The organism is Roseateles sp. GW835-FHT13E02 (assembly GCF_058794035.1).
Map to the genome: position 1 here is coordinate 119,188 of NZ_JBXAGJ010000010.1, position 24,435 is coordinate 143,622.

At 68.2% G+C, this 24,435-nt stretch carries 19 protein-coding genes; 9 read left to right on the top strand and 10 right to left on the bottom strand.

Going from position 1 to position 24,435, the window contains the following annotated elements; genetic code table 11:
* Positions 1-147: 147 nt before the first annotated feature.
* Positions 148-3,399 (bottom strand): two-component regulator propeller domain-containing protein, encoded by a 3,252-nt coding sequence (locus tag AC1Q6P_RS11830; protein WP_492664773.1) that lies wholly within the window; start codon positions 3,397-3,399, stop codon positions 148-150.
* A gap of 215 nt (positions 3,400-3,614) precedes the next feature.
* Between AC1Q6P_RS11830 and AC1Q6P_RS11835 the strand changes: the two genes are divergently transcribed.
* The 5 genes from AC1Q6P_RS11835 (at position 3,615) to AC1Q6P_RS11855 (ending at position 8,626) form a co-directional block, all read left to right on the top strand.
* Entirely contained in the window at positions 3,615-4,145 is a 531-nt protein-coding gene (locus AC1Q6P_RS11835; protein WP_492664772.1) for a VOC family protein, read from the top strand.
* Between the two features lie 44 nt (positions 4,146-4,189).
* Positions 4,190-4,867: a TetR/AcrR family transcriptional regulator gene (locus AC1Q6P_RS11840; protein ID WP_102769648.1), complete on the top strand. Its 678-nt coding sequence runs from the start codon at positions 4,190-4,192 to the stop codon at positions 4,865-4,867.
* Positions 4,864-6,030 (top strand): methyltransferase, encoded by a 1,167-nt coding sequence (locus AC1Q6P_RS11845; protein ID WP_492664771.1) that lies wholly within the window; start codon positions 4,864-4,866, stop codon positions 6,028-6,030. Before AC1Q6P_RS11840 ends, AC1Q6P_RS11845 begins: the two co-directional genes overlap by 4 nt.
* A 101-nt stretch (positions 6,031-6,131) precedes the next feature.
* The gene (locus AC1Q6P_RS11850) at positions 6,132-7,457 is read left to right on the top strand and encodes a M16 family metallopeptidase (RefSeq protein WP_492664770.1); all 1,326 of its coding nucleotides are present in this window, start codon (positions 6,132-6,134) and stop codon (positions 7,455-7,457) included.
* A 110-nt stretch (positions 7,458-7,567) separates the two neighbouring features.
* On the top strand, positions 7,568-8,626 hold the full coding sequence (locus AC1Q6P_RS11855; RefSeq protein WP_492664769.1) for a Kelch repeat-containing protein: 1,059 nt from the start codon (positions 7,568-7,570) through the stop codon (positions 8,624-8,626).
* A gap of 15 nt (positions 8,627-8,641) precedes the next feature.
* Here AC1Q6P_RS11855 and AC1Q6P_RS11860 read toward each other — a convergent pair whose 3' ends face one another.
* Both AC1Q6P_RS11860 and AC1Q6P_RS11865 read right to left on the bottom strand, forming a co-directional pair.
* Entirely contained in the window at positions 8,642-9,328 is a 687-nt protein-coding gene (locus AC1Q6P_RS11860) for a response regulator transcription factor (protein ID WP_102768449.1), read from the bottom strand.
* A 2-nt stretch (positions 9,329-9,330) separates the two neighbouring features.
* On the bottom strand, positions 9,331-11,415 hold the full coding sequence (locus AC1Q6P_RS11865) for a sensor histidine kinase (protein WP_492664868.1): 2,085 nt from the start codon (positions 11,413-11,415) through the stop codon (positions 9,331-9,333).
* A gap of 328 nt (positions 11,416-11,743) precedes the next feature.
* On the opposite strand from AC1Q6P_RS11865, the gene AC1Q6P_RS11870 reads away from it, so the two are divergent.
* The 3 genes from AC1Q6P_RS11870 (at position 11,744) to AC1Q6P_RS11880 (ending at position 15,338) form a co-directional block, all read left to right on the top strand.
* Positions 11,744-14,062 carry an NADP-dependent malic enzyme gene (locus AC1Q6P_RS11870; protein ID WP_171827155.1) on the top strand — a complete coding sequence of 773 codons (2,319 nt, stop codon included), beginning with the start codon at positions 11,744-11,746 and terminating at the stop codon, positions 14,060-14,062.
* Positions 14,063-14,552: 490 nt separating this feature from the next.
* Complete coding sequence (locus tag AC1Q6P_RS11875) at positions 14,553-14,882, top strand: guanyl-specific ribonuclease (protein WP_492664768.1); 330 nt, start codon at positions 14,553-14,555, stop codon at positions 14,880-14,882.
* A gap of 60 nt (positions 14,883-14,942) precedes the next feature.
* Positions 14,943-15,338, top strand: a complete 396-nt coding sequence (locus tag AC1Q6P_RS11880) for a barstar family protein (RefSeq protein WP_102768452.1) — start codon at positions 14,943-14,945, stop codon at positions 15,336-15,338.
* On the opposite strand, the gene AC1Q6P_RS11885 is transcribed toward AC1Q6P_RS11880, so the two are convergent.
* The 4 genes from AC1Q6P_RS11885 to AC1Q6P_RS11900 all read right to left on the bottom strand — a co-directional run bounded on the left by AC1Q6P_RS11885 (position 15,313) and on the right by AC1Q6P_RS11900 (position 20,220).
* Positions 15,313-15,543: a hypothetical protein gene (locus tag AC1Q6P_RS11885; protein WP_492664767.1), complete on the bottom strand. Its 231-nt coding sequence runs from the start codon at positions 15,541-15,543 to the stop codon at positions 15,313-15,315. The genes AC1Q6P_RS11880 and AC1Q6P_RS11885 overlap by 26 nt on opposite strands.
* A gap of 75 nt (positions 15,544-15,618) precedes the next feature.
* Positions 15,619-16,389 carry a 16S rRNA (adenine(1518)-N(6)/adenine(1519)-N(6))-dimethyltransferase RsmA gene (gene rsmA, locus AC1Q6P_RS11890; protein ID WP_492664766.1) on the bottom strand — a complete coding sequence of 257 codons (771 nt, stop codon included), beginning with the start codon at positions 16,387-16,389 and terminating at the stop codon, positions 15,619-15,621.
* A 68-nt stretch (positions 16,390-16,457) separates the two neighbouring features.
* Positions 16,458-17,777 (bottom strand): peptidylprolyl isomerase, encoded by a 1,320-nt coding sequence (locus tag AC1Q6P_RS11895; RefSeq protein ID WP_492664765.1) that lies wholly within the window; start codon positions 17,775-17,777, stop codon positions 16,458-16,460.
* A complete protein-coding gene (locus AC1Q6P_RS11900) occupies positions 17,770-20,220 on the bottom strand; it encodes an LPS-assembly protein LptD (protein WP_492664764.1) in 2,451 nt (816 codons plus the stop codon). Before AC1Q6P_RS11900 ends, AC1Q6P_RS11895 begins: the two co-directional genes overlap by 8 nt.
* Positions 20,221-20,486: 266 nt before the next feature.
* Here AC1Q6P_RS11900 and AC1Q6P_RS11905 point away from each other — a divergent pair, with 266 nt between their 5' ends.
* On the top strand, positions 20,487-21,542 hold the full coding sequence (locus tag AC1Q6P_RS11905) for an aminoglycoside phosphotransferase family protein (RefSeq protein WP_492664763.1): 1,056 nt from the start codon (positions 20,487-20,489) through the stop codon (positions 21,540-21,542).
* 87 nt (positions 21,543-21,629) lie between these two features.
* Here AC1Q6P_RS11905 and AC1Q6P_RS11910 read toward each other — a convergent pair whose 3' ends face one another.
* From AC1Q6P_RS11910 to AC1Q6P_RS11920, 3 genes are all read right to left on the bottom strand, one after another.
* On the bottom strand, positions 21,630-23,105 hold the full coding sequence (locus tag AC1Q6P_RS11910; RefSeq protein WP_492664762.1) for a M20 family metallopeptidase: 1,476 nt from the start codon (positions 23,103-23,105) through the stop codon (positions 21,630-21,632).
* Between the two features lie 138 nt (positions 23,106-23,243).
* Positions 23,244-23,825, bottom strand: coding sequence for a cohesin domain-containing protein (locus AC1Q6P_RS11915; protein WP_492664761.1), 582 nt, complete (start codon positions 23,823-23,825; stop codon positions 23,244-23,246).
* Positions 23,826-24,032: 207 nt separating this feature from the next.
* On the bottom strand, positions 24,033-24,386 hold the full coding sequence (locus AC1Q6P_RS11920; protein ID WP_171827159.1) for a hypothetical protein: 354 nt from the start codon (positions 24,384-24,386) through the stop codon (positions 24,033-24,035).
* Positions 24,387-24,435: the final 49 nt, after the last annotated feature.

A 24,435-nucleotide genomic window follows, 5' to 3' on the forward strand; every position in this document is an offset into this window, starting at 1 on the left:
CTGAAATGCCCGTTAAAGCCGACACAAAGTAAACTTTACCGTACATCATGTTCGCTGCGCAATACACCCAGGATCACGAAATTGCGCCCGGCAGGGTGCGCCGGCCGCCTCCAACGGCAAAGACGGGAAGGGCGGACGCCAGTCTGCCTACAGGCTGGGCGGACGTTGCGCCATGCCGCTTGCACGCAGGCGCAAGCGCGGTTCATCGCGCCACAGGCTCAGGTCGCGCGGCACCTCGGCCGGCGTCAGGTCCTGCGCCTCGACGGCGCCCAGATAGCCATCGCGGCCCTGCGCCTTGGCTGCGTACAGCGCCGAGTCGGCCAGGCCCAGCGTGGCCGGCCAGTCCCAGGCGCGCGGGCGCTGCGGGTCGAGCGGGAAGGCGGCAAAGCCGATGGACACGGTGACCGCCACCGTCTGGCCAAAGCCGATGTCGAAGGGCTGCTCGCGAACGGCGGCACACGCACGCGCAGCCAGATCAGCCGCATCCTCGCGGCTGGTTTCGCGCACCAGCACCAGCACCTCTTCGCCCCCCCAGCGCACCAGAGAGTCGGTGGTGCGGAAGACGCGGCGCAGGCGCGCGGCCAAGGTCACCAGCACAGCGTCGCCAGCGGCGTGACCATGCACATCGTTGATGCGCTTGAAATGATCGAGGTCCAGCAGCATCAGCACCAAGTCGCTGTCGGGGCCGGGCAGCAGGCTGGCGTCGCCGGCCTCGAAGCGGCGCAGGCACAGGCGCAAATCGTCCTGCAGGCGCAGCTCCAGATAGCGGCGGTTGCGCAAACCCGTCAGCGCATCGGTGAGGCTGGCCTCGCGCAACTTGGCCGTGCGCTCGTCCACCAGGGCTTGCAGCTCGGCCTCACGCTGGCGCAGCAGCCGGGTGCGCCAGCGCACAAACCCCCACACCGCCAGCAAGACCGCCGCCCCGAAGCCCAGGCGCGCCCAGACGGTCTGCCACCAGGCCGGCAGCAGCTCGATGGGCAGCTCCAGCTGGGTGGGGCCCCAGAGCGTGGGATGGGCGCTGACCCGCATTTGCAAGGCATAACGCCCCGGCTGCAGGGGGCCGAAACTGGGGCTGCGGGCGCCCGGGTCGACGCTGGTCCAGTCACTGTCCAGGCCCTGCAGGCGGTACTGGTAGCGCAGACGGCCGGGGTCGGCATAGTCCAGGCCGGCGAATTCGACGCTGAAGGTGCGCGTGCCGGCGGGCAGCTGCAAGCCTTGGAGCAGGCCGCGCTGGGGATCTTTGAAGGCCAGCGGGTTGGCTGATGCATCGCCGGGCCGCGCCGGATCGGCCGGCGGCGGCGAGTAGGCCTGGCCATTGACGCGCAAGGCACTGATCACCAGGGGCGGCGCGCCGGTGGCAGGCTCGAACAGCTCGGGCCGCACCTGCAGCAGGCCACGGCTGCCGCCGAACAGCAGGGCGCCGCCCGGCAGCTCGGTGCTGGCGAAGAACCAGAAGCTGCCAAAGGCTGCACCCTCGCCCAGACCGAAGTGGTCGATGCGGTCGGTCTTGGGGTCGTAGACGGCCAGCTGGCTCCAGATGCGGCCACGCGAGTCTTCGTGCAGATTGCCGCCGTACACGCCCTCGGTGCCCAGGCGTTCGCCAATGCGATCGAAGCGGGCCCGGCCCTCGGCATCCCAGCCGCACAGGCGGTGCAGGCCGGCCACCGGCGTGTCCAGCCACAGCGAGCCATCGCGGGCCTGCAGCAGGCCCATGACGATGGGGCTGGCCAAGGATTCACCGGGCGACTGCGGCACCGGCTCCAGCTGACCCGGCGGGCCGCCGGCCGGCTCGCGGAACAGGCCCTGCTGGCCGCCCACCCACAGATGCGGCTGCGCTGCGTCAGTGCCCGCTGCAGGCGGTGCCTCGATCAAGGCATGGACGCCCCCGTGCAAGGCCTGGCCGCCCACCAAGGCCACGCGCTGCAGGGCCGGCGCCGTGGCATCGGGCAGGCGGTACAAGCCCTCCTGCATGCCCAGCCAGACCTCGCCGCTGGCGCGCAGCAGCAGGCGCTGGGCACGGCCGCCATCGAGCGGCCAATCGCGCAGCAGCCGCCCCTGGGCGGAGCGGTGCTCGAGCCGGCCCGCCGAGGCCATCCAGAGGCTGCCATCGGGCGCTTCGGCCAGGGATTCGACCACGCTGCCGCGCTCGCGCGGCCAGACGCCCAGCGAGGCCAGCTCCCGGCCCGGTCGGCCATCCAGTCGCACCACTGGGCCGCGCTGGGTGGGGGCCAGCACCTCGCCATTGCGCAAACGCAGCAGGGCGCGCACATCGGGTTCAGTCAGCGAACCGCTGGCCTGCGAATCGGGGCCGCGCACGGCCAGGGCCGGGTGGTGCTGGTGGCGTTGCAGGCCCAGGCCGTAGCCGCTGACCCACATCGCTCCGCTGGCATCGCGGAGCAAGGCACTGACGTCATTGCCCGCCAGGCCGCTCAGGCGCCGCGGGTCGTGGCGCAGATGGGCTTCGATCTCACCGCTGGCAGGGTTCACCCAGAGCAGGCCGGTCTTGCTGCCCACCCAGAGCCGGCCGTCACTGGCCACGGCCAGGGCCTGCACCGGGCTGCCCAGGCGCTGCACCCAGCGCAGCCGGCCTTGCTCGACCACACCGAGCCGACCGTCCTGCGTGCCCAGCCAGAGCCGGCCGGCGCGGTCTTCGGCCAGCGCCAGCACCGGCGCGCCGGCGGGCAGCTCGGGCAGGGGCACCGATTCCCACCCGCCACCCGGCTGCTGTCGGGCCAGACCTCGCCAGTGGCCGACCCAGACCACGCCGTCCTGCGCCACGCGCAGGGCCAGCACGCGCGCCTCGGGCTCGCCCTGCCACCGCAGATCCTGCGCTTCGAACTGGCGCGTGGCTGGGCGGTAGCGCAGCAGACCCTGACCCAGGGTGCCGACCCAGACCTGGCCCTGCGCGTCTTCGGCCAAAGCCCGTATCGGTGAACGGATGGTCAGCGCCGGGCCGGTGGCCGGCGCCGGCGGCGACATGGCTTCGACACGGTCTTGGGCAGGGTCGAAGGCCATCAGGCCCAGAAACTCGGTGCCGATCCACATGCGGCCATCGCGGCTGGGGCTGAGCGCACGGACCCAGCCGAGGTTTCGCTGGGCCTTGGTGTCGCCAGTGCGTTCGATGGGGCGCAGGCGATAGCCGTCGTAGCGGGTCAAGCCCTGGGTGGTGGCCACCCAGATGAAGCCGGCACGGTCCTGGGCCAGGCTGGGCACGGTGTTTTGCGGCACGGCCACGCTGCGGAACTGCACCTCCAGCGGCGAATTGCCCGCCCAGGCCCCGGCACTCCCGTGCGCAAGCAGCAGCGTCGTCAAGGTCGTCAAGAGCAGCAAGAACAGCGCCTGGCCCAACGAGGGGGGCAGCAGGCGCGCACAGGACGCGCCGCGGAAAGTGAACAGCATGGTGGGGAAAATTGTAAGCAGGGGCCGCGCATCCGATGCTTGCGGGCGGCCCACGCCCCGCCATCGAGCATGCAGCATGACACACCCGCGCGCTGTGGCGGCTGCGCCTTCGCACCCCCTGCCTGTCCGCACTTGCGTCCCCGCAGTCCCCGTGGCGACACTGCGGAGCAGCCACCGAACCATTCCCGCATGAGAGAGAAAAAAAAGCTGTGCCCATGCCGCCTCTGAAGTTCAGCCACATCGACATCCTGGTCCACGACCTGGAGCACGCCTGCGCCTACTACGCCCATCTCTTCGCGGCTCAGGTCTCGCACACCCAGCTCTGGTCGCGCGACGGCCTGCGGGTGCGCTACGCCATCGTGCGCATGGGCGAGGGCGGTGAGCGATTCATGCTGGTGCAACCGGAGGCCGGGCCCTTGCGCGAGCTGCTGGATCGCCAGGGCGAAGGCACGATCTACCGCCACTGCTACAGCACGCCTGATATCGAGGCGGCCTACGACATCTTGCTGGCCCGCGGCGTGCAACCCGAGGACGAACTGGGCCGGCCGCTGGCCCGCGAACAGCTGCACAACCCCAGCGGTGCCCGCATCCTCTGGCTGCCGCGTCGCTTCGGTCATTTCTCCATTGAGCTGCTGCAAGCCGATGAGCTGGAGCGCTTCATCGAGCAGGCCTTTGCTTCACCCAGCCTGGCGCCGCAGGCTAAGGGCCAGGCCCGCGCAGGCAATCAAAGCCGCGAAACTGATTGACAGACGCGCGCCCCGGCAGCCCGGGCCGCACCAAGAATGCAGGCATGAAACACCCCCCCTCTTCCCACCCCGCCGCGCCTGAGGCCCAGAAGCCCGAAGCCGAGGTCAGCCCCGTGCGCGAGCGCCTGCTGCGCGCCGCCAAGACCTGCTTTCTGACCGAGGACTACCACCAGGTCAGCACCCGCCGCATCGCCGAGCTGGCGCAGGCCAATGTCTCCATGATCCGCTACTACTTCGGCAGCAAGGAGGGGCTGTACGAAGAGATGATCCGCGCCACCCTGAACCCGCTGCTGGAGGTGCTGGATCAGGACCTGTTGGCCACGCCCGAAGGCTTTGGCGCCTACCTCAAGCTCTATTACGACACCATGCTGCGTGCGCCCGAGTTTCCGCGCCTGATCCTGCGCGTGCTGGCCTTGCGCCAGGGCCCGGGCCGGCGCTTTGTGCAACAGCTGCTGGAGCGCGGCCGGCAACGCGGCGCCCAGCGCGTGCAAGGCCTCAAGCAGCAAGGCCTGGCCCTGGCCGACCTGGACCCCGATCTGGTGCGCATGGCCTTTGTCAGCCTGGCCATGACACCGCTGCTGCTGCGCGAGTTGTTTGAGGAGCAGATGGAGCGCCCCATGGACGCCAGCTTTCTGGACGCCCTGGCCGCCTTCAATGGCCGCCTGCTCAGCGCCGGCCTGTCCACCGGCCGTGTGGCCGCCGCGACGGAGGCCGGCCCATGAGCGCCGCCACAACCTCTGCGCAAGCGTCCCGCCTGGCCCGCCCCGGCCCGGCGCGCGCCGCGCGCTTGTTCGCCCGCCTCATGCGGGCTGTGCAAGGCCTGCAAGCCTGGACTGCCGGCCTGACACCCGCGCCTTTTCGCCTGGTGCAGATTGGCTCGGCCTACTGGCAATCGCGCGCCCTGGGCCTGGCGGCCGAGCTCGATGTGGCCGAGCAGCTGGGTGAGGCCACCCTGCCCATCGAAGCCCTGGCCGCGCGCTGCCAGGCAGCGCCCGAGCTGCTGCAGCGTCTGCTGCGTGTGCTGGCCGCCCTGGGCGTGTTCGAGGAACCGCGCCCCGGCCAGTGGCGCAACAACAAGGGCTCGGCGCCGCTGCGTGCCGGCCGGCCCGACAGCGTGCGCGAGCTGGTCTTGCTGCACCAGCGGCCCGAGATGCGCGCCGCCTGGTTCGACAGCCTGGGCCCGGCCCTGCGGCAAGGGCGTTGCGCCTACGCCCTGAGCCACGGCCGCCCCTTGTTCGAGCACATGGAGCGACAGCCCGCGCTGGAGCACGCCTTCGCCCGTGCCATGGCCCAGGTCGAGGGCCTGACCGGCGCGCCCTGGGTGCACGCCCTGGACTGGCAGCGCTTCGAGCACCTGATCGACCTTGGCGGCAGCGTCGGCGACAAGGCACTGACCCTGCTGATGCAGCACCCGCGCCTGCATGCCACCGTGGTGGACCGCCCGGCCACGGTGCGCGCCGCGCAGCTGCTGGCCGCGGGAGAGACCGAGCCGCAGCGCCTGCGCGCCCGCGAGCGCCTGCGCTTCCTCGCGGCCGACCTGCGCCAGGAGCCGCCGCCCGCGGCCCGCAGCGCGGCCGAGGTCTACTGGCTGAGTGCGCTGCTGCACGGCCTGCCGGACGCCGACGCGCTGCAGCTGCTGCGCGGCGTGGCCCAGGCCGCCGCCCCGGCCGGCGCCACGGTGCTGGTGATGGAGGTGGTGCGGCCGGAGCAGCATCCGGGCCTGGCGATTGCCGGCATGGACCTGCAGATGGCCGTCTGCACCGAGGGCCGCGAGCGCAGCCTGCGTGAATGGCAGGCCCTGTTCGAACAGGCCGGTCTGCGCCTGTGCGAGCGGGTGCCCCTGCCCAGCCTGGCCGAGATCCTCGTACTTCGGCCTGCGGCTTGAATCCAAGCGACCGGGGCCAGCGGAAACCGGGCAAGTCGGCGACACTGCGGACTTGCCCGCCACGGGTCCCGCTTGTTTTTGCCTGCCCCTTTTGCCAACGGATGTCTGTCTCGCCCTCCTCGCCCCTTGCCCTGCACGCTGCGCAGGCACCGCGCCTCGCCACCCTGGCCAACGGCCTGCGCACGGTCACCATCCCCATGCCCTGGCGCCAAACGGTCAGCCTGAGCGTGTTCATCCGCACCGGCAGCCTGCACGAGAGCGCGCGCCTGAACGGCATCAGCCATGTGGTCGAGCACATGGCCTTCAAGGGCACGGCCACGCGCGACTGCCAGCGCATCAACCTCGATGCCGAGGCCCTGGGCGCCGAGGTCAATGCCCACACCGACAAGGACCACACGGCCTTTCACATCGAAGGCCTGCCGGGCGATCTGCCGGCCTTTGTCGACTGGCTGGCCGACATCGTGCTCAACAGCAGCTTCCCGGCCGAGGAGCTGGAACGTGAGCGGCGCGTGATCGAACAGGAGTTCAGCGAGTTCGAGGACGACCCGACCAGCGTCGCCTTCCAGCTGCTGGACCGCGCCTGCTACGGCGCCCGCCATGCCGCCGGCCGCCCCATCATCGGCAGCCGCGCCAACATCCTGCGCTTCAGCCGCGAGGACTTGCTGGCCTACGCCCAGGCCCAGTACACCGCCTGCAATGTGGTGGTGGCGGTGGCCGGGCCGGTGGACGGCGAGGCCTTCACCCGGCGGGTGGAACGCGCCTTCGGCGCCATGCCCACCGGCCAGCCCAATGCCCTGACGGCGCCCCCCTGGCAGGGCGGGCTCAAGGCCCGGCGCCTGGCTGGCAGCGGCCAGTGCCAGGTCTTGCTGGGCTTCGACGCGCCCAGCCTGGGCGATCGCCTGGACGGCGCCGAGCACCTGCCCCATGTGCTGGCCGCCTCACTGCTGGGCGAGGGCATGAGCTCGCCCCTGCTGGATGAGATCCGCGAGCGCCGCGGCCTGGCCTACCACGTGGCCTGCTCGGCCGACATCCTGCCGCTCTACGGCCAGTTCCTGATCGAGGGCGCCACCGCGCCGGCCCAGGCCGAAGAGTTCTTGCAGGCCGTGCAGCAACTGCTGCAGCGCCAGGCCGATGGCCCGCTGGACCCGGTGGCCCTGGCGCGCGCCCGCAAGCAGCTGCAGATGCGTGCCCTGCGCGCGCTGGAGCAGCCGGCGCGGCGCATGGAGGGCGCCGCCCAGGAGCTGTTCCACTTCGGCCAACTGCGCGATGCCACGGAGGCCATGGCCCAGCTGCAAGCGGTCACGCCGGCCCAGGTGCAGGCGGTGCTCGAAGGCCTGCTGCAGCCGAACCGACCGCGCCCGGCCGTGGCCCTGGCGGGCAGCGTTCCGCAGCGCGCACGCGCCTGCGCCGAAGCGCTGTTTTCCTGATCGCACAGCCCCCACGCTGCGCTATGCTGCGCCCCGCCCGGGGCTGCAGTTCATGGAAAGCTAGTGCCCCATTCCCACGGACGACAGTGCATCGAGGAGAGGGACCCACCATGAAACCACAGCGTGCTCACGGCTTGCGTGTCATCGGATCTGCGCTGACGCTGATCCTCAGCGGCCTGGCCCAGGCCTCTGGCACCGCGGCGCCCAGCTTGCGCTGGGAGACCCTGGCGCCCATGCCCATCGGCGTGCAGGAGATTTACCCGGCGGTGCATGGCGGGCGCCTGGTTGTGGCGGGCGGCTTGAGCAGCGAGCTGCCGGCCGCACAAGGCCATCTCAGCGATGCGCTGCAGATCTACGACCCGGCCAGCGGCCGCTGGAGCCTGGGGCCCCGCCTGCCCGAGGGCCGCCACCATGCGCAGCTGCTGAGTCTGGGCCAGAGCCTCTACCTGATCGGCGGCTTTGTGCGCTGCGCGGGCAGCGACTGGTGCGCCAGCCGCGAGGTGCTGCGCCTGGACGATGGCAGCGCGCGCTGGCAGCGCCTGGGCGCCCTGCCGCAGGCCTTGACCGAATCCACCGCTTTTGTGCAGCAAGGCCAGATCCATCTGGTCAGCGGGCGCAGCCCGCGCGGCGAGGCCAATGCGCAGTGGGGTGACCATGGCGATGTGGCCTGGCATTGGGTCTACGACGCCAAGGCGGACCGCTGGCGCGCCCTGGCCGACGGGCCCGAGCTCAAGAGCAGTGCGGCCGCCCTGGTGACGGGCGAACAGGCCTGGCTGATCGGCGGCCGCCAGTACAACGGCGCCAATCTGCGCAGCGTTCACCGCCTCGACGCGGCCAGCGGCCGCTGGCAGGCCGAGGCGCCGCTGGCCTTTGCCCAGGCCGCCCATGGCGTGGGCCTGCTCGGCGGTGCAGACCAGCCGCTGATCTGCAGCGTGGGCGGCGAGACCGCCGAGAACGGCGGCGGCATGCTGGGGCAGGTGCAATGCCGCGCGCTCAAGGAGGGCCGCTGGCAGGTGATGGGAGAGATGCCCGAGCCGCGCCACGGCCTGGGCGTGCTGAGCCTGAACGGCCAGCTCTACGCCATCGGCGGCGCGCGCCAGCCGGGCCTGACCCAGACCAGCCCGCGCCTGGATCGCCTCAGCCTGAGCCCCAGCAGCACCCGGCCTTGAGGCGCATCGCGCGGCTCAGAGTTCGCGCAGCAGATTGGTCAGCTCCACCGCTGACTTGACGTTCATCTTCTCGAACACCCGCGCCCGGTGCACCTCGACCGTGCGCACGCTGATGTGCAGCTGGTCGGCGATCAGCTTGTTGGGCAGGGCCTGGATGACCAGCTGCATCACCTCGCGCTCGCGCTCGGTCAGCTCGGCCACGCGCTGGGCCATCTGGCCGCGCTGCTGACGCGCCTCGATCGCCTGGCCGCTCAAGGCCAGGGCTTGCTCGATGCGGTCGACCAGGCCGTTGTCCGAAAACGGCTTCTCCACGAAATCAAAAGCACCGCGTTTGACCGCAGCCACGGCCGTGGGCACATCGCCGTGGCCGGTCAGGAAGATCACCGGCAGCAGCGGCGGCTGCACCACGCCCTGATCCAGGCCGCCGCACAGACCGCGCTGCAGCAGACGCTCGAACAGGGCCAGGCCGCTCATGCCGGGCATGCGCACATCGAGCAGCAGGCAGGACGGCGCATCGGGCCAGTCACGCGCCTGGTCGGGCCGGGCATCGAGCATGGCCTCGAAGGCCTCGGCGCTGCCGAAACCCTCGGACAGCAGGCGGCGCGAGCGCAGCAACCAGCCCAGGGCGTCGCGCACCACCTCTTCATCGTCGACCAGATAAACCACAGGCAGCTTGCGGCCGCTGTTGTGATGGGCTGTCATGCTCATGGCGTCGATTCTCCTGGCGTGCGCGCTGGGGCCGCCTTGCTTGCATGGCCAGCATTGGGCAGGCTGAAACGGAACTCGGTGCCCCCGGGGGCTTCGCGATTGAAATAGTCCATGGCCCCGCCATGTTGCTCCACCACGGTGCGGCAGAGGCTCAGGCCCAGGCCCATGCCCTCAGCGCGGGTGGTGAAAAACGGGGTGTAGAGCTGGCGGCCCACTTCGGGCGGAATGCCCGGGCCGCGGTCCAGCACCGAAATGCTGACCCAGGATGCGTCCACCACGGCCGCGCGCAAGGTCAGCACCCGCAGGGCCGGCGCGGTGCGGTCTTCCATGGCCTGGATGGCATTGCGGCTGAGGTTGAGCAGCACCTGCTCGACCATGGTGCGGTCGCAGCGCACGCGCGGGCTGGGCTGGGGCAGGTCCAGCTCGATGCGGGTGCCGCTCTTGCGCGCCTGCAGGCGCACCAGGGGGAGCACGGCCTCGAACAGCAGGTCGACGCCGATGTCCTCGCGCGCCTGCTCGCGGCGGCGCACAAAGTCATGCACGCTCTTGATCACGCGGCCGGCACGCTCGGCCTGCTCGGCAATGCGCAAGACGGCCTGGCGCACCAGATCCGGGGCCTGCGGGTCGGCCGACTCCTGGGCCAGCAAATTGACCGAAGCCGTGGCATAGCTGGCGATGGCGGCCAGGGGTTGGTTCAGCTCGTGGCTGAGCAGGGACGCCATTTCGCCCACGGTAGCCAGGCGGGCCGTGGCCTGCAATCGCTCCTGCTGCTGGCGCGAGCGCTCTTCCATGCGGCGCTGGTCGGAGACATCGAGCACGGCGCTCATCCAGCCGGTCTGCTGGCCCTGAGCGTCAAGCAGAGGCGCCTCGAAGATCAACACCGGGAAGCGCTCGCCATTGCGACGCATGAAGACGGTTTCGAAGCCCTGGCGCGGGTCCTGGCCGCCGGGGCTGTTGTCGGCCTTCCAGCGGGCGCTGCGGTCGGCATGGCGGCGGCGGTACTCGTCGACAAACTCGGGCGGCCAGTAAGGCGGCGTGTCGTCCGGCAGGTCGGGCCGCGCACCGCGTCCCAGCAGCTCCTCGGCCTTGAAGCCCACCATGGCGCAAAACGCCGGGTTCACATAGCTGATGCTGCCGGCCATGGTGCGGGCGCGCAGGCCGGTGATCAGCGAGTTCTCCATGGCATGACGAAAGGCCAGCGATTCCGCCAGCGCCGACTCGGCCACCGCGCGCCGCCGGCCATCGCGCGCCAGCAGCAGCAGCAGGGCGAACAGGCTCAGCGACAGGCCCAGCACCAAGGCGGTGGCCAGGTTGGGAATGAGCTTGGGCCGGCCGGTGGTGGCGTCCACCTTGAGCTGCAGGGTCAGGCCCGGCAGATCGACCAGGCGCTCGGCCAGATAGATGCCGGCACCGCGCGCCAGGCCGGTGCGCGCCAGCCGGGTGCCGTCACCCTCGACAAAGCTGAGCTCATGCCCGCGTGCCAGGTCTTGCGTGACGGCTTCTTCCAGCAGATGGCGCAGGCTCAGCGTGGCCACCAGATGCGACTGCAAGACGCCGGCGCGCATCAGCGGCAAGCACAGATCCACCACCTCCAGGCCCTCGCCGTCGGGCAAGGGGACGAAATAGCTGCGTGAGTAGAGCTGGGTGCCCTGGCGCTGAGCGGCGGCGCAGGCCAGCTCGGTTTCCAGCTGCATCTGACCGCGCGCCAGCTGGCGGAACAGGGGCGAGACGTAGGGCGATTCGGCCGCGTCCAGCACCTGCAGCTTGGCGTCACGGAACTCGATGCGCAGCAGGGTGCGGGTGCGGCGCAGCAGCTCGGCCGCGTCGTTGAGGCGGCGCGGCGCGCTGGTCTGGGGTTGCTGCTCCTGCCAGAGCAGGGCTTGCAGGCCTTGCAAATCCTGACCGGCCAGTTGCTTGACCCGGGCCGCCACCTCGGCCGCCACCTGGTCCACATGCTCTTGCGCGCGCGCGTCCTCGTAGCTCAGGGTCAGCGCGACCAAGAGGCCTTGCGCCACCACCACCAAGGTGATCAGCGCCCCCCAGAGCACCGCGCGGCGCCAGCTCCAGGGCCGAGCCGCCACATCGCGCGCCGCGGACGCTTCGGCGGTCGGCCGGCCGGCAGCAGCGAGCGGAGGATGGAGGTGGGGGGTGTCGTTCAAGCGCTGCCGCTCCTGGATCGGCCAAGCCCGCACAAGTGGTCCGGGCATCGAGAAATGCGTACAAGCATGGGCTTGCGGGAGTATCCCGGTTGCACCGCCCGTCGAGATGCGCAGTTTCGCGTATCCCGGGGCCCGCAAATGCCCGCACACTTCTCCCGGACGAGACTCCTACAATCGCCGACCGTTTTGCCTGCGGCTCGCGGCAGCAGCAGGGGCGGATTCCTCGCGAATGCCCAAGAAAGCCAGCACCATGCCCACCACCGAACAGAAATCCGCACAGCTGCGTCAAGCGGCGCTGGAGTACCACGAGTTCCCGACCCCGGGCAAAGTGGCGATCGCCGCGACCAAGCAGTTGGTCAATCAGCGTGACCTGGCCCTGGCCTACTCGCCCGGCGTGGCCTTTGCCTGCGAAGAGATCGTGGCCGACCCAGCCAATGCCTTCCGCTACACCTCGCGCGGCAATCTGGTGGCCGTGGTCACCAACGGCACCGCGGTGCTGGGCCTGGGCAATATCGGCCCGCTGGCCTCCAAGCCGGTGATGGAAGGCAAGGGTGTGCTGTTCAAGAAGTTCGCCGGCATCGACGTCTTCGATCTGGAAATCCAGGAGAACGACCTCGACAAGCTCGTCGACATCATTGCTGCACTGGAACCCACCTTCGGCGGCATCAACCTCGAAGACATCAAGGCGCCGGACTGCTTCTACGTCGAGCGCAAGCTGCGCGAGCGCATGAAGATCCCCGTCTTCCACGACGACCAGCACGGCACGGCCATCGTGGTAGGCGCGGCCTTCCTGAACGGCCTCCAGGTGCTGGGCAAGGACATCAAGCAGGTCAAGCTGGTGACCTCGGGCGCCGGTGCCGCGGCCCTGGCCTGCCTGGGCCTGCTGGTCAAGCTGGGCCTGCCCAAGGAAAACATCTGGGTGACCGACCTGGCCGGCCTGGTGTACGAGGGCCGCGTGGAGCTGATGGACCCGGACAAGGCCGGCTTCGCCCAAAAGACCGACAAGCGAACGCTCAGCGACGCCATCGAAGGCGCCGATGTCTTCCTGGGCCTGTCGGCCGGCGGCGTGCTCAAGCCCGCCATGGTCGCCAAGATGGCCGCACGGCCCATGATCTTCGCCCTGGCCAACCCGACGCCCGAGATCCTGCCCGAGGAAGTGAAGGCGGTGCGCGACGACGCCATCATGGCCACCGGCCGCACCGATTACCCGAACCAGGTCAACAACGTCCTGTGCTTCCCCTACATCTTCCGCGGCGCCCTGGACTGCGGCGCGACCACCATCAATGACGAGATGGAAATCGCTGCCGTGCGCGCGATTGCCGAGCTGGCCCAGGCCGAGCAGAGCGAGGTGGTGGCGGCCGCCTACGCCGGCGCCAATCTGAGCTTCGGCCCCGAATACCTGATCCCCAAGCCCTTCGACCCGCGCCTGATGATGAAGATCGCGCCGGCCGTGGCCCTGGCGGCGCAGACCTCGGGTGTGGCCTCGCGACCCATCGCCGATATGGACGCCTACCGCGAGAAGCTGCAGAGCTTTGTCTACGCCTCCGGCACCACCATGAAGCCCATCTTCAATGTGGCCAAGCGGGCGCTGAACAAGCGCGTGGCCTATGCCGAGGGTGAAGAGGAGCGCATCCTGCGCGCGGTGCAAGTGGTGGTGGACGAGGGCCTGGCCCGCCCCACCCTGATCGGTCGCCCGGCCGTGATCGCCGAGCGCTGCGAGCGCTTCGGCCTGCGCCTGCAAGAGGGGCGCGACTACGACGTCGTCAATGTCGAGAACGATCACCGCTACCGCGACTTCTGGCAGACCTACCACCAGATGACCGAGCGCAAGGGCGTGACGGTGCAAGTGGCCAAGATCGAGATGCGTCGCCGCCTGACTTTGATCGGCGCCATGCTGCTGCACAAGGGTGAAGTCGACGGCATGCTCTGCGGCACTTGGGGCACGACGGCCAACCATCTGCACTACATCGATCAGGTGATCGGCAAGCATGTAGGCGGCTGCCCGCGCACCCCGCAGGACGTGCCCGTCTATGCCTGCATGAACGGTCTGATGCTGCCGGGTCGCCAGGTGTTTCTGGTCGACACCCACGTCAACTACGACCCCACGGCCGAGCAACTGGCCGAAATCACCGTGATGGCCGCCGAGGAAATGGTGCGATTCGGCATTCAGCCCAAGGTGGCTTTGCTTTCACACTCCAACTTCGGCACCAGCGACCACCCCAGCGCGCTGAAGATGCGCCAGACCCTGGCCCTGCTGCACGAGCAAGCCCCCTGGCTGGAAGTGGACGGCGAGATGCATGGCGACGCCGCCCTGGACCCGGTCAGCCGCGCCGCTACCATGCCGCGCAGCACGCTCAGCGGCGAAGCGAATCTTCTGGTGCTGCCCAATATTGATGCAGCCAATATCGCTTACAACCTGCTGAAGACTGCGGCCGGCGGCGGCATCGCCATCGGCCCGGTGCTGCTGGGCGCGGCCAAGCCGGTTCATGTGCTGACGCCTTCGGCCACCGTGCGCCGCATCGTCAACATGACCGCGCTCACCGTGGCCGATGCCAACGCGGCGCGCTGAGCGCCGACCCGAGCAGACCCAAGCCAGGCCGCGGCTGCCAACGCCCGGCCCAGCGCGAACCCTCCGAGGCACTGCGGCGCGACGCCGGGCCGGAGCGCACCTGCGCACGCGCCGGAAATCGACACCAAGCACGCACCAAATTGGCGCGCACAGCCCAACTCGGGCAGGGGAAAGCCCTGAAACGCGCGCCGCTCAGCGCCCTGTCACGCGACTTTTTACAAAAGTTTGTGAGAACTCACCAGGGGTTTTTGACACGTCAAACTGATGGAAATTTGCGGGGCTCCGCAGCTGTGTGTACACACTCACAAACGCTCTGAACCCGGCCATCCCCGAGCTGCCCGCTTGAGGTTTTCGGGCGGTTTCGGTACCATCATGCTTTCAGGAACAGGGTAAACCCGTGTCTTTGCTCTCTTGGCTGCCTCGGCGGCCCACTTGGCGCAACTCTGGCCTCGCAGCGATTTTGCTCGCTGCTGCGTCGATCAGCTCTCAAGTGCAGGCCAAAGAACCGGTCGCCTCGCCGAATCCGTCACTGGAATCGGTGGCCTTGACGGCCTTGCCCCGCGAAGCCCAAACCACGCACCGTCTGATACTCGCCGGGGGCCCCTTCCCCTACGAAAAAGACGGCACCGTGTTCGGCAACCGCGAGCGCATCTTGCCGCGCCAGGCCCGGGGCTACTACCACGAGTACACCGTCCGCACGCCCGGTGCCCGCAATCGCGGCGCCCGACGTCTGGTCTGTGGCGGTTTGCCCCCAACGCGTCCTGATGTTTGCTACTACACCGACGACCACTACAGCAGTTTCAAGCGCGTCCAGCCTTGAAACCCTGCAGCGAGCCGGCGGCGATAAAAAGTTCTGTGACTATATAGGAGGATCGCGACCATGCTTTTGCAGACCGTCCGTCCCAATATCGTGCAGGCCATACGGGCCTACCGCGTAGAGGACTTGATGCACGCCGCACAGGATGCTGGCCAGCATTTTCTGTACGCCAATCTGAGCGAGGCACAGTCCAAGCAGGATGTGCTGGAAGCCATCGCCCAGGCCTTCCTGTTCCCCGCCCACTTCGGCAAGAACCTGGACGCGCTGCATGACTGCATGACCGATCTGGTTCACAAGTCGGGCGCCCAGCCTGGCTTTGTCGTGGTGCTGGAACAGCTGCCCGACAACTCCAAATTCGACCGCGAAGCGCGCGAGCAGTTGCTCGATGTCTTCCGAGAAGCCGCCGATTACTGGGGCGACCGAAAAGTCCAGTTCAGGTGCTTCTATTCTTTTCAGTAGCCCGCTCCCAAGAAAACGGGTCATGGGAGCGGGCTGCTGAAGAGGCCTCCAGCGTTGCAGCCAAGCCGGCCGCGAAGAATTCCAAGGCGGCAGCCAATGCCAACTTCGGAATGAACATGCCGATGATGAGCAGCGCCTTCGACACCGCCATGTGGCTGAGCGCCGCCTGAGCGACATCAAAGTACGCAAGACCGGACTTGCTCACGCAGCGTCCGGTCACAAAAAAGGAGCCCCTGGGCTCCTTTTTTTTTATGGTCGGCGTCTCGCCGTGGGCCAAAGCTCAGGCGGGCTTGGACAGCTGGCGAGCCAGATCCACATACTCCGCCACCGGCACCTCTTCGGCCCGACGCTGCAGGTCGAAATGGCCGCTGAAGCCGCGTGACGTCAGCCAGACGCCCAGGCTGTGGCGCAGCAGCTTGCGGCGCTGCGAGAAGGCAGCGGCCACCATCTCGCCCATCAAAGCGGTGTCGATGGCAGGCGGCTGGGCGTAGGGCTGCATGCGCACGATGGCCGACATCACGCGCGGCGGCGGGTCGAAGGCCTCGGGCGGCACATCGAACACCGCCTCGACGGCGTAGCGCCACTGCAGCATCACCGTCAGGCGGCCGTAGTCCTTGCAGCCGGGCGAGGCGGCCATGCGGTCCACCACTTCTTTTTGCAGCATGAAGTGGTGGTCGACCACATGGTCGACCGCGCCGAGCAGGTGGAACAGGATGGGCGTGGAAATGTTGTAGGGCAGATTGCCGACCACGCGCAGCTTTTGGCCCTTGGCTGCCGCCAGGGCCGCGAAATCTACCTTCAGCACATCGGACTCGATCACATCCAGACCGGGGCGCTGCCGCAGGCGGGCGGCCAGGTCGCGGTCCAGCTCGATCACACTGAAGGACGGGATGCGCTCCAGCAAAGGCAGGGTCATGGCGCCCAGGCCCGGGCCGATCTCGACCAGGGCCTCCCCGGCCTGTGGGTCGATGGCGTCGCAGATGGACTCGATGATGTGGACGTCAGTCAGGAAATGCTGACCAAAGCGCTTGCGGGCGATGTGTTGGGCCATGAAGTTCTCGAAGCGCCTTCGTCGGTGATCGTTCAATCAATCGGTCGTCAGGGAGGGGCGACCGGCGATCAGTCCAGCCACTCGCGCACTTCGACGTAGGCGCGGGCGCGCAGCTCCTTGATCCACTCCTGGTAGGCCTCTTCGTACTTGCTTTCACGCAGGGCCGCCTTGGCCTGCTCGCGCAGCTGCTTGGGCTCGATCTGCACGGTGCGGCGCTCTTGCACCTGGATCAGGTGCAGGCCGAAACGCGACTGCACCGGCTCAGACAGGCCGCCCAACGGCAGGGCATTCATGGCCTGCTCGAACTCCGGCACGAGCACGCCCGGCGCCATCCAGCCCAGGTCGCCACCGTCGGCAGCGCTGCCATCTTCCGAATTGTCCTTGGCCACCTGCTCAAAGCTGGTGCGGCCGGATTCGATGGCGCGCTTGAACTCAGCCAGACGGCGGGCCGCCACTTCGGGCGTCAGCTGCGCCGAGGGGCGCAGCAGCACATGGCGAACCCGGGTTTGCACGATGGAGTTGAGCGACTCGGCACCCTGGCGCTCCACCACCTTGAGCAAATGGAAGCCTGCGCCGCTGCGCAGCAGGGAGTCGGACACCTCTCCGGTCTTCAAACCCTTGACCTGCTGTACAAAAACATCGGGCAGACGGTCGGCCGGACGCAAGCCAATCTCACCACCGAGTTGCTTGTTGCCATCCTCAGAGATTTCCTTGGCCACCTTGGCAAAGTCCTCGCCGGCCTTCACGCGGGCAGCGGCGGCCTCGGCACGAGCCCGCCGCTCAGCCACCACGGCTTCAGGGGCGCCTTCGGGCACGGACACCAGGATCTGGGCCAGATTGAGCTGGCCCGAGGTGGTCAGCTGCTCGCGCCGCTTGTCAAGGTAGGCATCGATGTCCCCATCGGTGATTCGGATGCGGGCCGGCACCTCGCGCTCGCGGGCTCGCTCGGTCATCAGCTGGTCGCGCAGGTTCTCGCGGAAAGTGCGGAAATCCAGGCCGTCAGCTTTGAGTCGCTCCAACAGCTGAGGCATGGTCAGCTTGTTCTGAGCCGCGACATTGCCCACCACACGGTCCAGCTCCGCCTCATCAACCCTGGCGCCGGTTTCGCGCGCGAAAGTGACCAGCACCCGGTCTTCGATCATGGCCTCCAGCGCCTGCTTGTGCAGGGCATCCATATCGGGCATGCGGTCGCCACGCTGGCGTGCTTCCTCGCGCAAGCGGGCCTTGCGCTGGATGACCTCGCTGGCCGCCACCACGTCCTGGTTCACCACCACGGCGATGTAGTCGCCGGGCTTGAGATCGGCTGCGCGGTTCTGCGCCACGCCGGGCAGACTCGCCGACAGCAGAGCAAGCGCAAGAGAAATGGATCGAATCGACAGTTCAGTCATAGGTGGCTTCAGTGCTTGCCGAGCGCTCAGAGCTCAGTCGTCGGTAACCGGGAATATTGTCCCTCAAGACCTTGAGCGCATTGGAGCCCAGTTGGGACAAGCCCACCAGCTCCATCTGCAGCATCAAGCGCGTGTTCGTTTCGGCGCGTCCGGTGGACAGGCGCTCTGCGCCGACGCGCAAGACCCAGCAGCCGGCGTCGTACTCAAAGCCCAGCACCGAGTCGGTCAAACGGCGGTCGCGCAGGCTGTACTGGATGCGGCCGGCGCTGTACCAGGCTCCCGAGCAGCTGCTGCCGCCAGCGCCGCGTGAGGCCTTGCCGAACAGCGGCCATTGCCAGGCCAGCTCAACCTGCTCACTCTGCTGACGTGCCAAGCGGTAGGCCACGCTGACGGTCTGGAAGGTGCCGGGCGAGTAGCGGGCGCGCAGCACGGCCCGCTCGGAGCGGCCGGTGTCGGAGTTGAACTGCAGGGCGCCATCCAGCCACCACTTCGGGTTCAGGTGGGCCGCACCCAGCAAAAGCAGGTCGGAGAAACGCTGCTTGATCGGCACGTTGTCCGGCGTGATGCGCTGGTCGCGGAACTGGAAACGCTGCACCAGGCCCAGGCGCAAAACTTCATCGCCCTCGTTAGAGTTGACCCAGCGGCTGGTCGCTCCGGCCGTCAGCTGGTGGGCGTCCGATACGCGGTCGATGCCCGAGAACTGATTGGCCGTGTAGATGGAATCGAAGTTGAAATCCTTGGCGGCCGAGTCGAAGCGCGGCAAATGGTCCTGTGCCCGGTACGGCGTGTTGACGTAGAGCAGGCGCGGCTCCAGGGTCTGCGTCAATGCACGGCCGAACAAACGGGTCTCGCGCTCAAAGATCCAGCCATGGTCGAGGCTGAAGGTGGGCACCGAGCGGCCGGTCGAGCGCAGGCCGTTCGTGCCGGGCTGGTCGAGCAGGTACTGCGCCGCATTGAGCTCCACACGCGGGATCAACCACCAAGCCGCGCCGCCCATGGGCGCGCTGGCATGAGCCAGCAGATGGACACGTTGGCCACCGGCTCGCACCTGGCTGGCGGGAGCCGAGGATGGCAAATCAAAGCGGTTGTACTCAAACTCCACCGCGCCTTCGATCCGGGCCTTGCGCCCCCAGGGGCGGAAGCCGTCGAGCACGGAGTCATCGGCCGCCGTGTTGAGGCGCAAGCCGATCTGCGGCGAACGCTGGTAAGGCGAATCAAATCGGGTCAGCGGATCCAGGCCCTGCAGGGTCTGCCAATGCTGGACACGGGCGTAGGCATGGGCCTCGCCCCAGGACCACTCGCGGCGGCGGTCCACCTGCACATCGGCCTGCAGCAGGCGCTGGGTCTGGCTCTTGATGCGCTCGGGCAGGTCTTTCCAGTAATCGTCGTCGGAGACATGTTCGGCGCGCACACGGTAGCGCCAGTTCATGCCCAGCTCGCCGTCCTGCAGCACATGAAAGGCCCAGCGCGAGCGCTTGGCCAGGCGGTCGGAAGGCAGCAGGGCCAGGTTCAGCTCGCCGGCATGCTGAGGTTCGAGATAGCGGAATTCGCTGTCCAGGCCGGCGCCACGCCGCGTCATCACAAAAGGCATCAGCGTGGCATCTCGCTGCGGCGCGATATTCCAGTAGTAAGGCACGCCGATCTCGATGCCGCTGCGCTTGTCCCAGCTGATCTTGGGCGGCAACCAGCCCGATTTGCGCTGACCGGCCAGCGGGAAGCTCAAGGTGGGCGCCGGCAGGATGGGCACGCCGTAGAAACGCAGCACCGCGCCGGTGGCGATGCCCTCATTGGCCTCGAAATCCATGCTCAGGCTGCGCGCGCTGATCTCCCAGGCGCGCTGCGGCTGCCCCTCTTCGACCGGGCAGCTGCTGTAGCTGCCGCCCTCGGCCACCATGTGCTTGGCGTCGATGAAGCGCAGGCGCTCGGCCTGGCCGCTGCCACCGGTTTGCGAGAAGAAATAGCTGGGGTTGAGAAACTCACCCTCGAAACGGTTCACATACAGGCTGAGCTCGGGGCCGCGGAACACACTGCCCGCCCGGCTGACCTCCACTCCGCCCGTGGCCCGCGCCAGATCATCCACCTGGGCATAGCTGAGGCGCTCGGCCCGCAGCAGCAGCTCGCCGTAGCGCAGCTCGGCCTCGCCCTCGGCCACCGACTCCTGGTCGATGCGGGTGCTGACACTGCGTGCGCTCATCACCAGGGCCGGCTTGTGGCTGGCGTCTTCAGCGCCCTCTGCGCCTCGCTTGCCCAGCACCATGGTCGGGCGCAGCTTGACGCCCGCAGCCGACGCTTTGGGAGCAGAGGCTGCCAGGGGCGGCTCGATGGCCTGCGCTTGCGCGCCGGCCCCCAAGCACAGGCTCGCAGGCAGGCAAAGCCAGGCCCAACGCGGCCAGCAACGGGCGACCGCCAGGGTCGAAGGGTTCAGGGACAGGGGGCGCGGCACAGCGTCGGCAGGCGTCGTTAGGTGATGGCAGGAAATCTGAATCGGGGCGCGGCGCAGCCGGCAGCGCACGGCGGCTCGCAAGCCCGGCGCCGAGCCAGCGCTCGCGGTTTGTAAAATCCATTATCCATGAGGCCGCCGCCTGCCACCTGCCGCGGCAGGCCTCGGTCGGCAGGCCCCGGGTCCGTATCGCCGCCCAAGCCTGTTCGGACACCCTGCCGCTCCCTGCCCTTCAACCGCCGACCCGCGCCCTGCGCGCCGCCCTCCCCATGACCACCATTGCCTGGCCCAACCCGCAGCGCCGCGACGCATTCCAGAGCTGGCTGAAGCAGCTGCCCACCGAGCTCGGCCTGCAGCCCACCAGCCTGCGCGAGGCCAATGCCGATGCCAGCTCGCGCCGCTACCTGCGCCTGGACGACGCGGCGGGGCGCAGCTACATCGTCATGGACGCGCCGCCCGAGTCCAACGACGTCCGGCCTTTTGTGCGCATCGCCGCCGAGATGGCGGGCCATGGCCTGCATGCGCCCCAAGTCATCGCGGCCGACGAGGCCCAGGGCTTTTTGCTGCTCAGCGATCTGGGCACCAGCACCTACCTGCCGGTGCTGCTGCAGGCCCAGGCCGAGGGCGACAGCGCCCGCATCCAGCCCCTGATGCGCGCCGCCAGCCAGGCCCTGGTGCAGTGGCAGCTGCAGATGGACGCCCGCCTGCTGCCCGTGTACGACGAGGCCTTTGTGCGCCGCGAGCTGCAGATCTTTGCCGAGTGGTGCGTGCAAAAGGAGTACGGCCAGCAGTGGAATGAAATCCAGCTGAAGTGGTGGGAGCACAGCTGCCAGGTGCTGGTGCAAAACATGCTGGAACAGCCGCAAGTGGCCATGCACCGCGACTACATGGTGCGCAACCTGATGGTCTGTGGCGAACAAAGCCCCGGCATCCTGGACTTCCAGGACGCGGTGCGCGGCCCCATCGCCTACGACCTCGCCTCCCTGCTGCGCGACGCCTTCATCTCCTGGGATGAAGAGCAGGAACTGGACTGGGCCATCCGCTACTGGGAGCAGGCGCGCAAGGCCGGCCTGCCGGTGAACGAGGATTTCGGCGAGTTCTGGCGCCAGGTCGAGTGGTGCGGCCTGCAGCGCCACCTCAAGATCCTCGGCCTGTTCTGCCGCCTCAAGCACCGCGACGGCAAGCCGCGCTATGCCGAAGACCTGCCGCGCCTGTTTGCCTATGCCATCAAGGTCAGCACCCGCTACGTGCAGCTGTCACCGCTGACCCATCTGCTGCAGGACTTGCAGGGCGGGATGGTGGATACGGGTTTTACTTTGCGGTGAACGGGTGAACGGGTGAACGGGTGAACGGGTGAACGCCTCGATGGTGCCCCATTCACCTCTTCACTTGTTCACCTATTCACTCTCCAGTCACGGATGCGCCGCCATCACCTGCGCCACCGCGGCCGTCAGGCGCTTGCCATAGGGCACGTGCAGGAACTCGTTCGGGCCATGGGCATTGCTCTTGGGGCCGAGCACGCCACAGACCACCATCTGCGCGGCCGGGAAGCCTTTTTGCAGCATGCTCATCAGCGGGATGGTGCCGCCCTGGCCGATGTAGCCGACCGGCGCGCCGAAATGCGCCCCGCTGGCCTCGTTGAGCGCCTGGCTGAGCCAGGGCGAGAGGTCTGGCGTGTTCCAGCCGGTGGCACCGTAGGCCCCGGCGCGGCCATCGGGCACGAAGGTGACCTTGGCGTTGTAGGGCGCGTTGTCTTCCAGCAAGGCCTTGAGGCGCAGCGCCGCCTCATTGCCATCAACCAGGGGCGGCAGGCGCAGCGAGAGCTTGAAGGCGGTGAAGGGACGCAGCACATTGCCGGCGCTCTTCATCTCGGGGAAGCCGTCCACGCCGGTCACCGACAGGGTCGGGCGCCAGGTGCGGTTGAGCAGCACCTCGACCGGCTCGGCCGTCATCGGCAGCACCGGGCCGCCGTCGGCCCCGCAGGCCCAGGGCATGCGCTTGTAGACCTCATCCTTGAGGATGGCGGCCGTGGCCTGGGCCTGTTCGACGCGGGCCGCGGGGATCTCGCAGTGGAAGCTCTCGGGCAGCAGGCGGCCGGTCTTGGAATCCTCCAGGCGGTCCAGGACCTGACGCAGGATGCGGAAGGACGACGGCACCACGCCCGAGGCATCGCCCGAGTGGATGCCCTCGCTGAGCACCTCGACCTTGAGCACGCCGCTGACCATACCGCGCAGCGAGGTGGTCAGCCAGAGCTGGTTGTAGTCGCCGGCGCCGGAGTCCAGGCAGACGACCAGGGAGACATTGCCCAGGCGCTCCTTGAGCACGTCGATATAAGCCGGCAGGTCGTAGGAGCCCGACTCTTCGCAGGTCTCGATGATGCCGACGCAGCGCGGGCGCGGGATGCCCTGCTTGTCCAGCGCCATGATGGCGGTCAGCGAGGCGTAGACGGCATAGCCGTCATCGGCGCCGCCGCGGCCGTAGAGCTTGCCGTCTTCGTACTTGGGGGTCCAGGGGCCGAGGTCGTTGCGCCAGCCATTGAACTCGGGCTGCTTGTCCAGGTGGCCGTAGAGGACGATGGTGTCCTGGCAGTCGGCCTTGGTGCCGGGCACTTCAAAGAAGATCACCGGCGTGCGGCCTTCCAGGCGGATCACCTCCAGCTTGAGGCCGGCCACTTTCTTGCTCTCCACCCAGCTGGCGGCATCGCGCAGCACCTTGTCGATGTGACCGTTGGCGGCCCAATCGGCATCGAACATGGGGCTCTTGGCCGGGATGGCGATGTACTGGGTCAGCGCCGGGACGATCTCTTCATCCCAGACGCGCGAGGCGAACTCGCCCAGGGCGCTGGCCTGATCGGGCTGCAGGGGCAAGGAGGGGTCGCGAGCGTTCATGGTGGTTTCCTGCTGCTTGTGGCGGAGAAGCCTGCAAGTTTAGGCCAAGGCCCGTTCGGCCCGCTGCCGCCGGGCCTGTACTGCGCCCCAAAAAAGAAATGCGCCCGAAGGCGCATTACGGACTCGGCGGAGTGGAGCTCAGGCCGGCTGGCGGCGGCGCCAAGCCACCAGGCCCACGAGGCCAGCGGCCAGCATCAGATAGGTCGAGGGTTCCGGCACGGCGGCCACGGTGTCCAGGGTGCGGCCGTTCAGCTGCACGGTGATGTCACCCAGATTGGAGTTCAGGAACAGAGCGTCCGAGAAGCTCAGCGCGCTGCTGCCCACGGCCGTCACATTGAAATCGATGTGCGCCAGCACACCGCTGCCGTTGGCGCCGGGCACGGCGCTGAGCAGGGTGTTGGCGATGTAGCTGATCTGGCCCGCGGTGTTGTCGATGGTGCCAGTGCTACCAAAGGTGCTACCGGCCGTGCTCAGGAAACTGCCTTCCGTCACACCCAGCACTTGCAGGATGGCCGGATTGAAATTCAGGCTGAACTGGTAGCCGTAAAGATCGCTGATGCCGGAGACCAGGATGTCGATGCCGACGGTCGAGCCCTGCACGGCCGGGTCCGGCGTGGCGACGATGGACACGCTGGGATCGGCCCAGGCCTGCGAGGCCAGGGCGCTCAGCACCAGGGCTGCAGCGGCGCTTTTCTTCAAATTCATCTTCTTCATCAGCATCAATTTCTCCTCGGACCTGGGGCCCACTGTTCTGGCAGGTTCGACCAGCTCGTACCCTTGGGTGGGGCTTCGCCTAGCACGACCGCTCCCTGGCGGAACTGTATTGGGATGAACGGAACGTGACGTTCTTCGTGATCCGAAGTCTTTCATCAGCGCGAGGGCTTCGATACGGGGGGATTCCCCAGCCCCTGTGCGCACACCCCTTGTTCAAGGCTCAGGGTTGAAGTTCAGGCGCGCTTGCAGGGCCTGCACGGCGGCCTCCAGGCGCAGCAAGGCGGCGGGCTCCAGACCGCTGCGGCAGAACACCTGTTTCACTTCGACACCACGCTCCACCTGCCAGTTCACCCAGGCGCCATCGCGGGTGTCAGGATCGTCGTAGCTGTCCGACAGAGCGAAATAGCCCTGCTCCTCGAGCATGGCAACCAGAGCCTCGAAGTCCGCCCGTGCCAATGTGGCACGCGAATGTCGATCCACGCCGCCCAAGCGTGCCTTGCCGATCAGCGTCAACCTGGCTGTGCCATTGCGATGCAGGCTCAAGCGGCTGCTATTCGCACAAGTCATGCAATCACGTTCCAGCGTGATCACCTGAATCGGGGGGGAGGCCCCATCG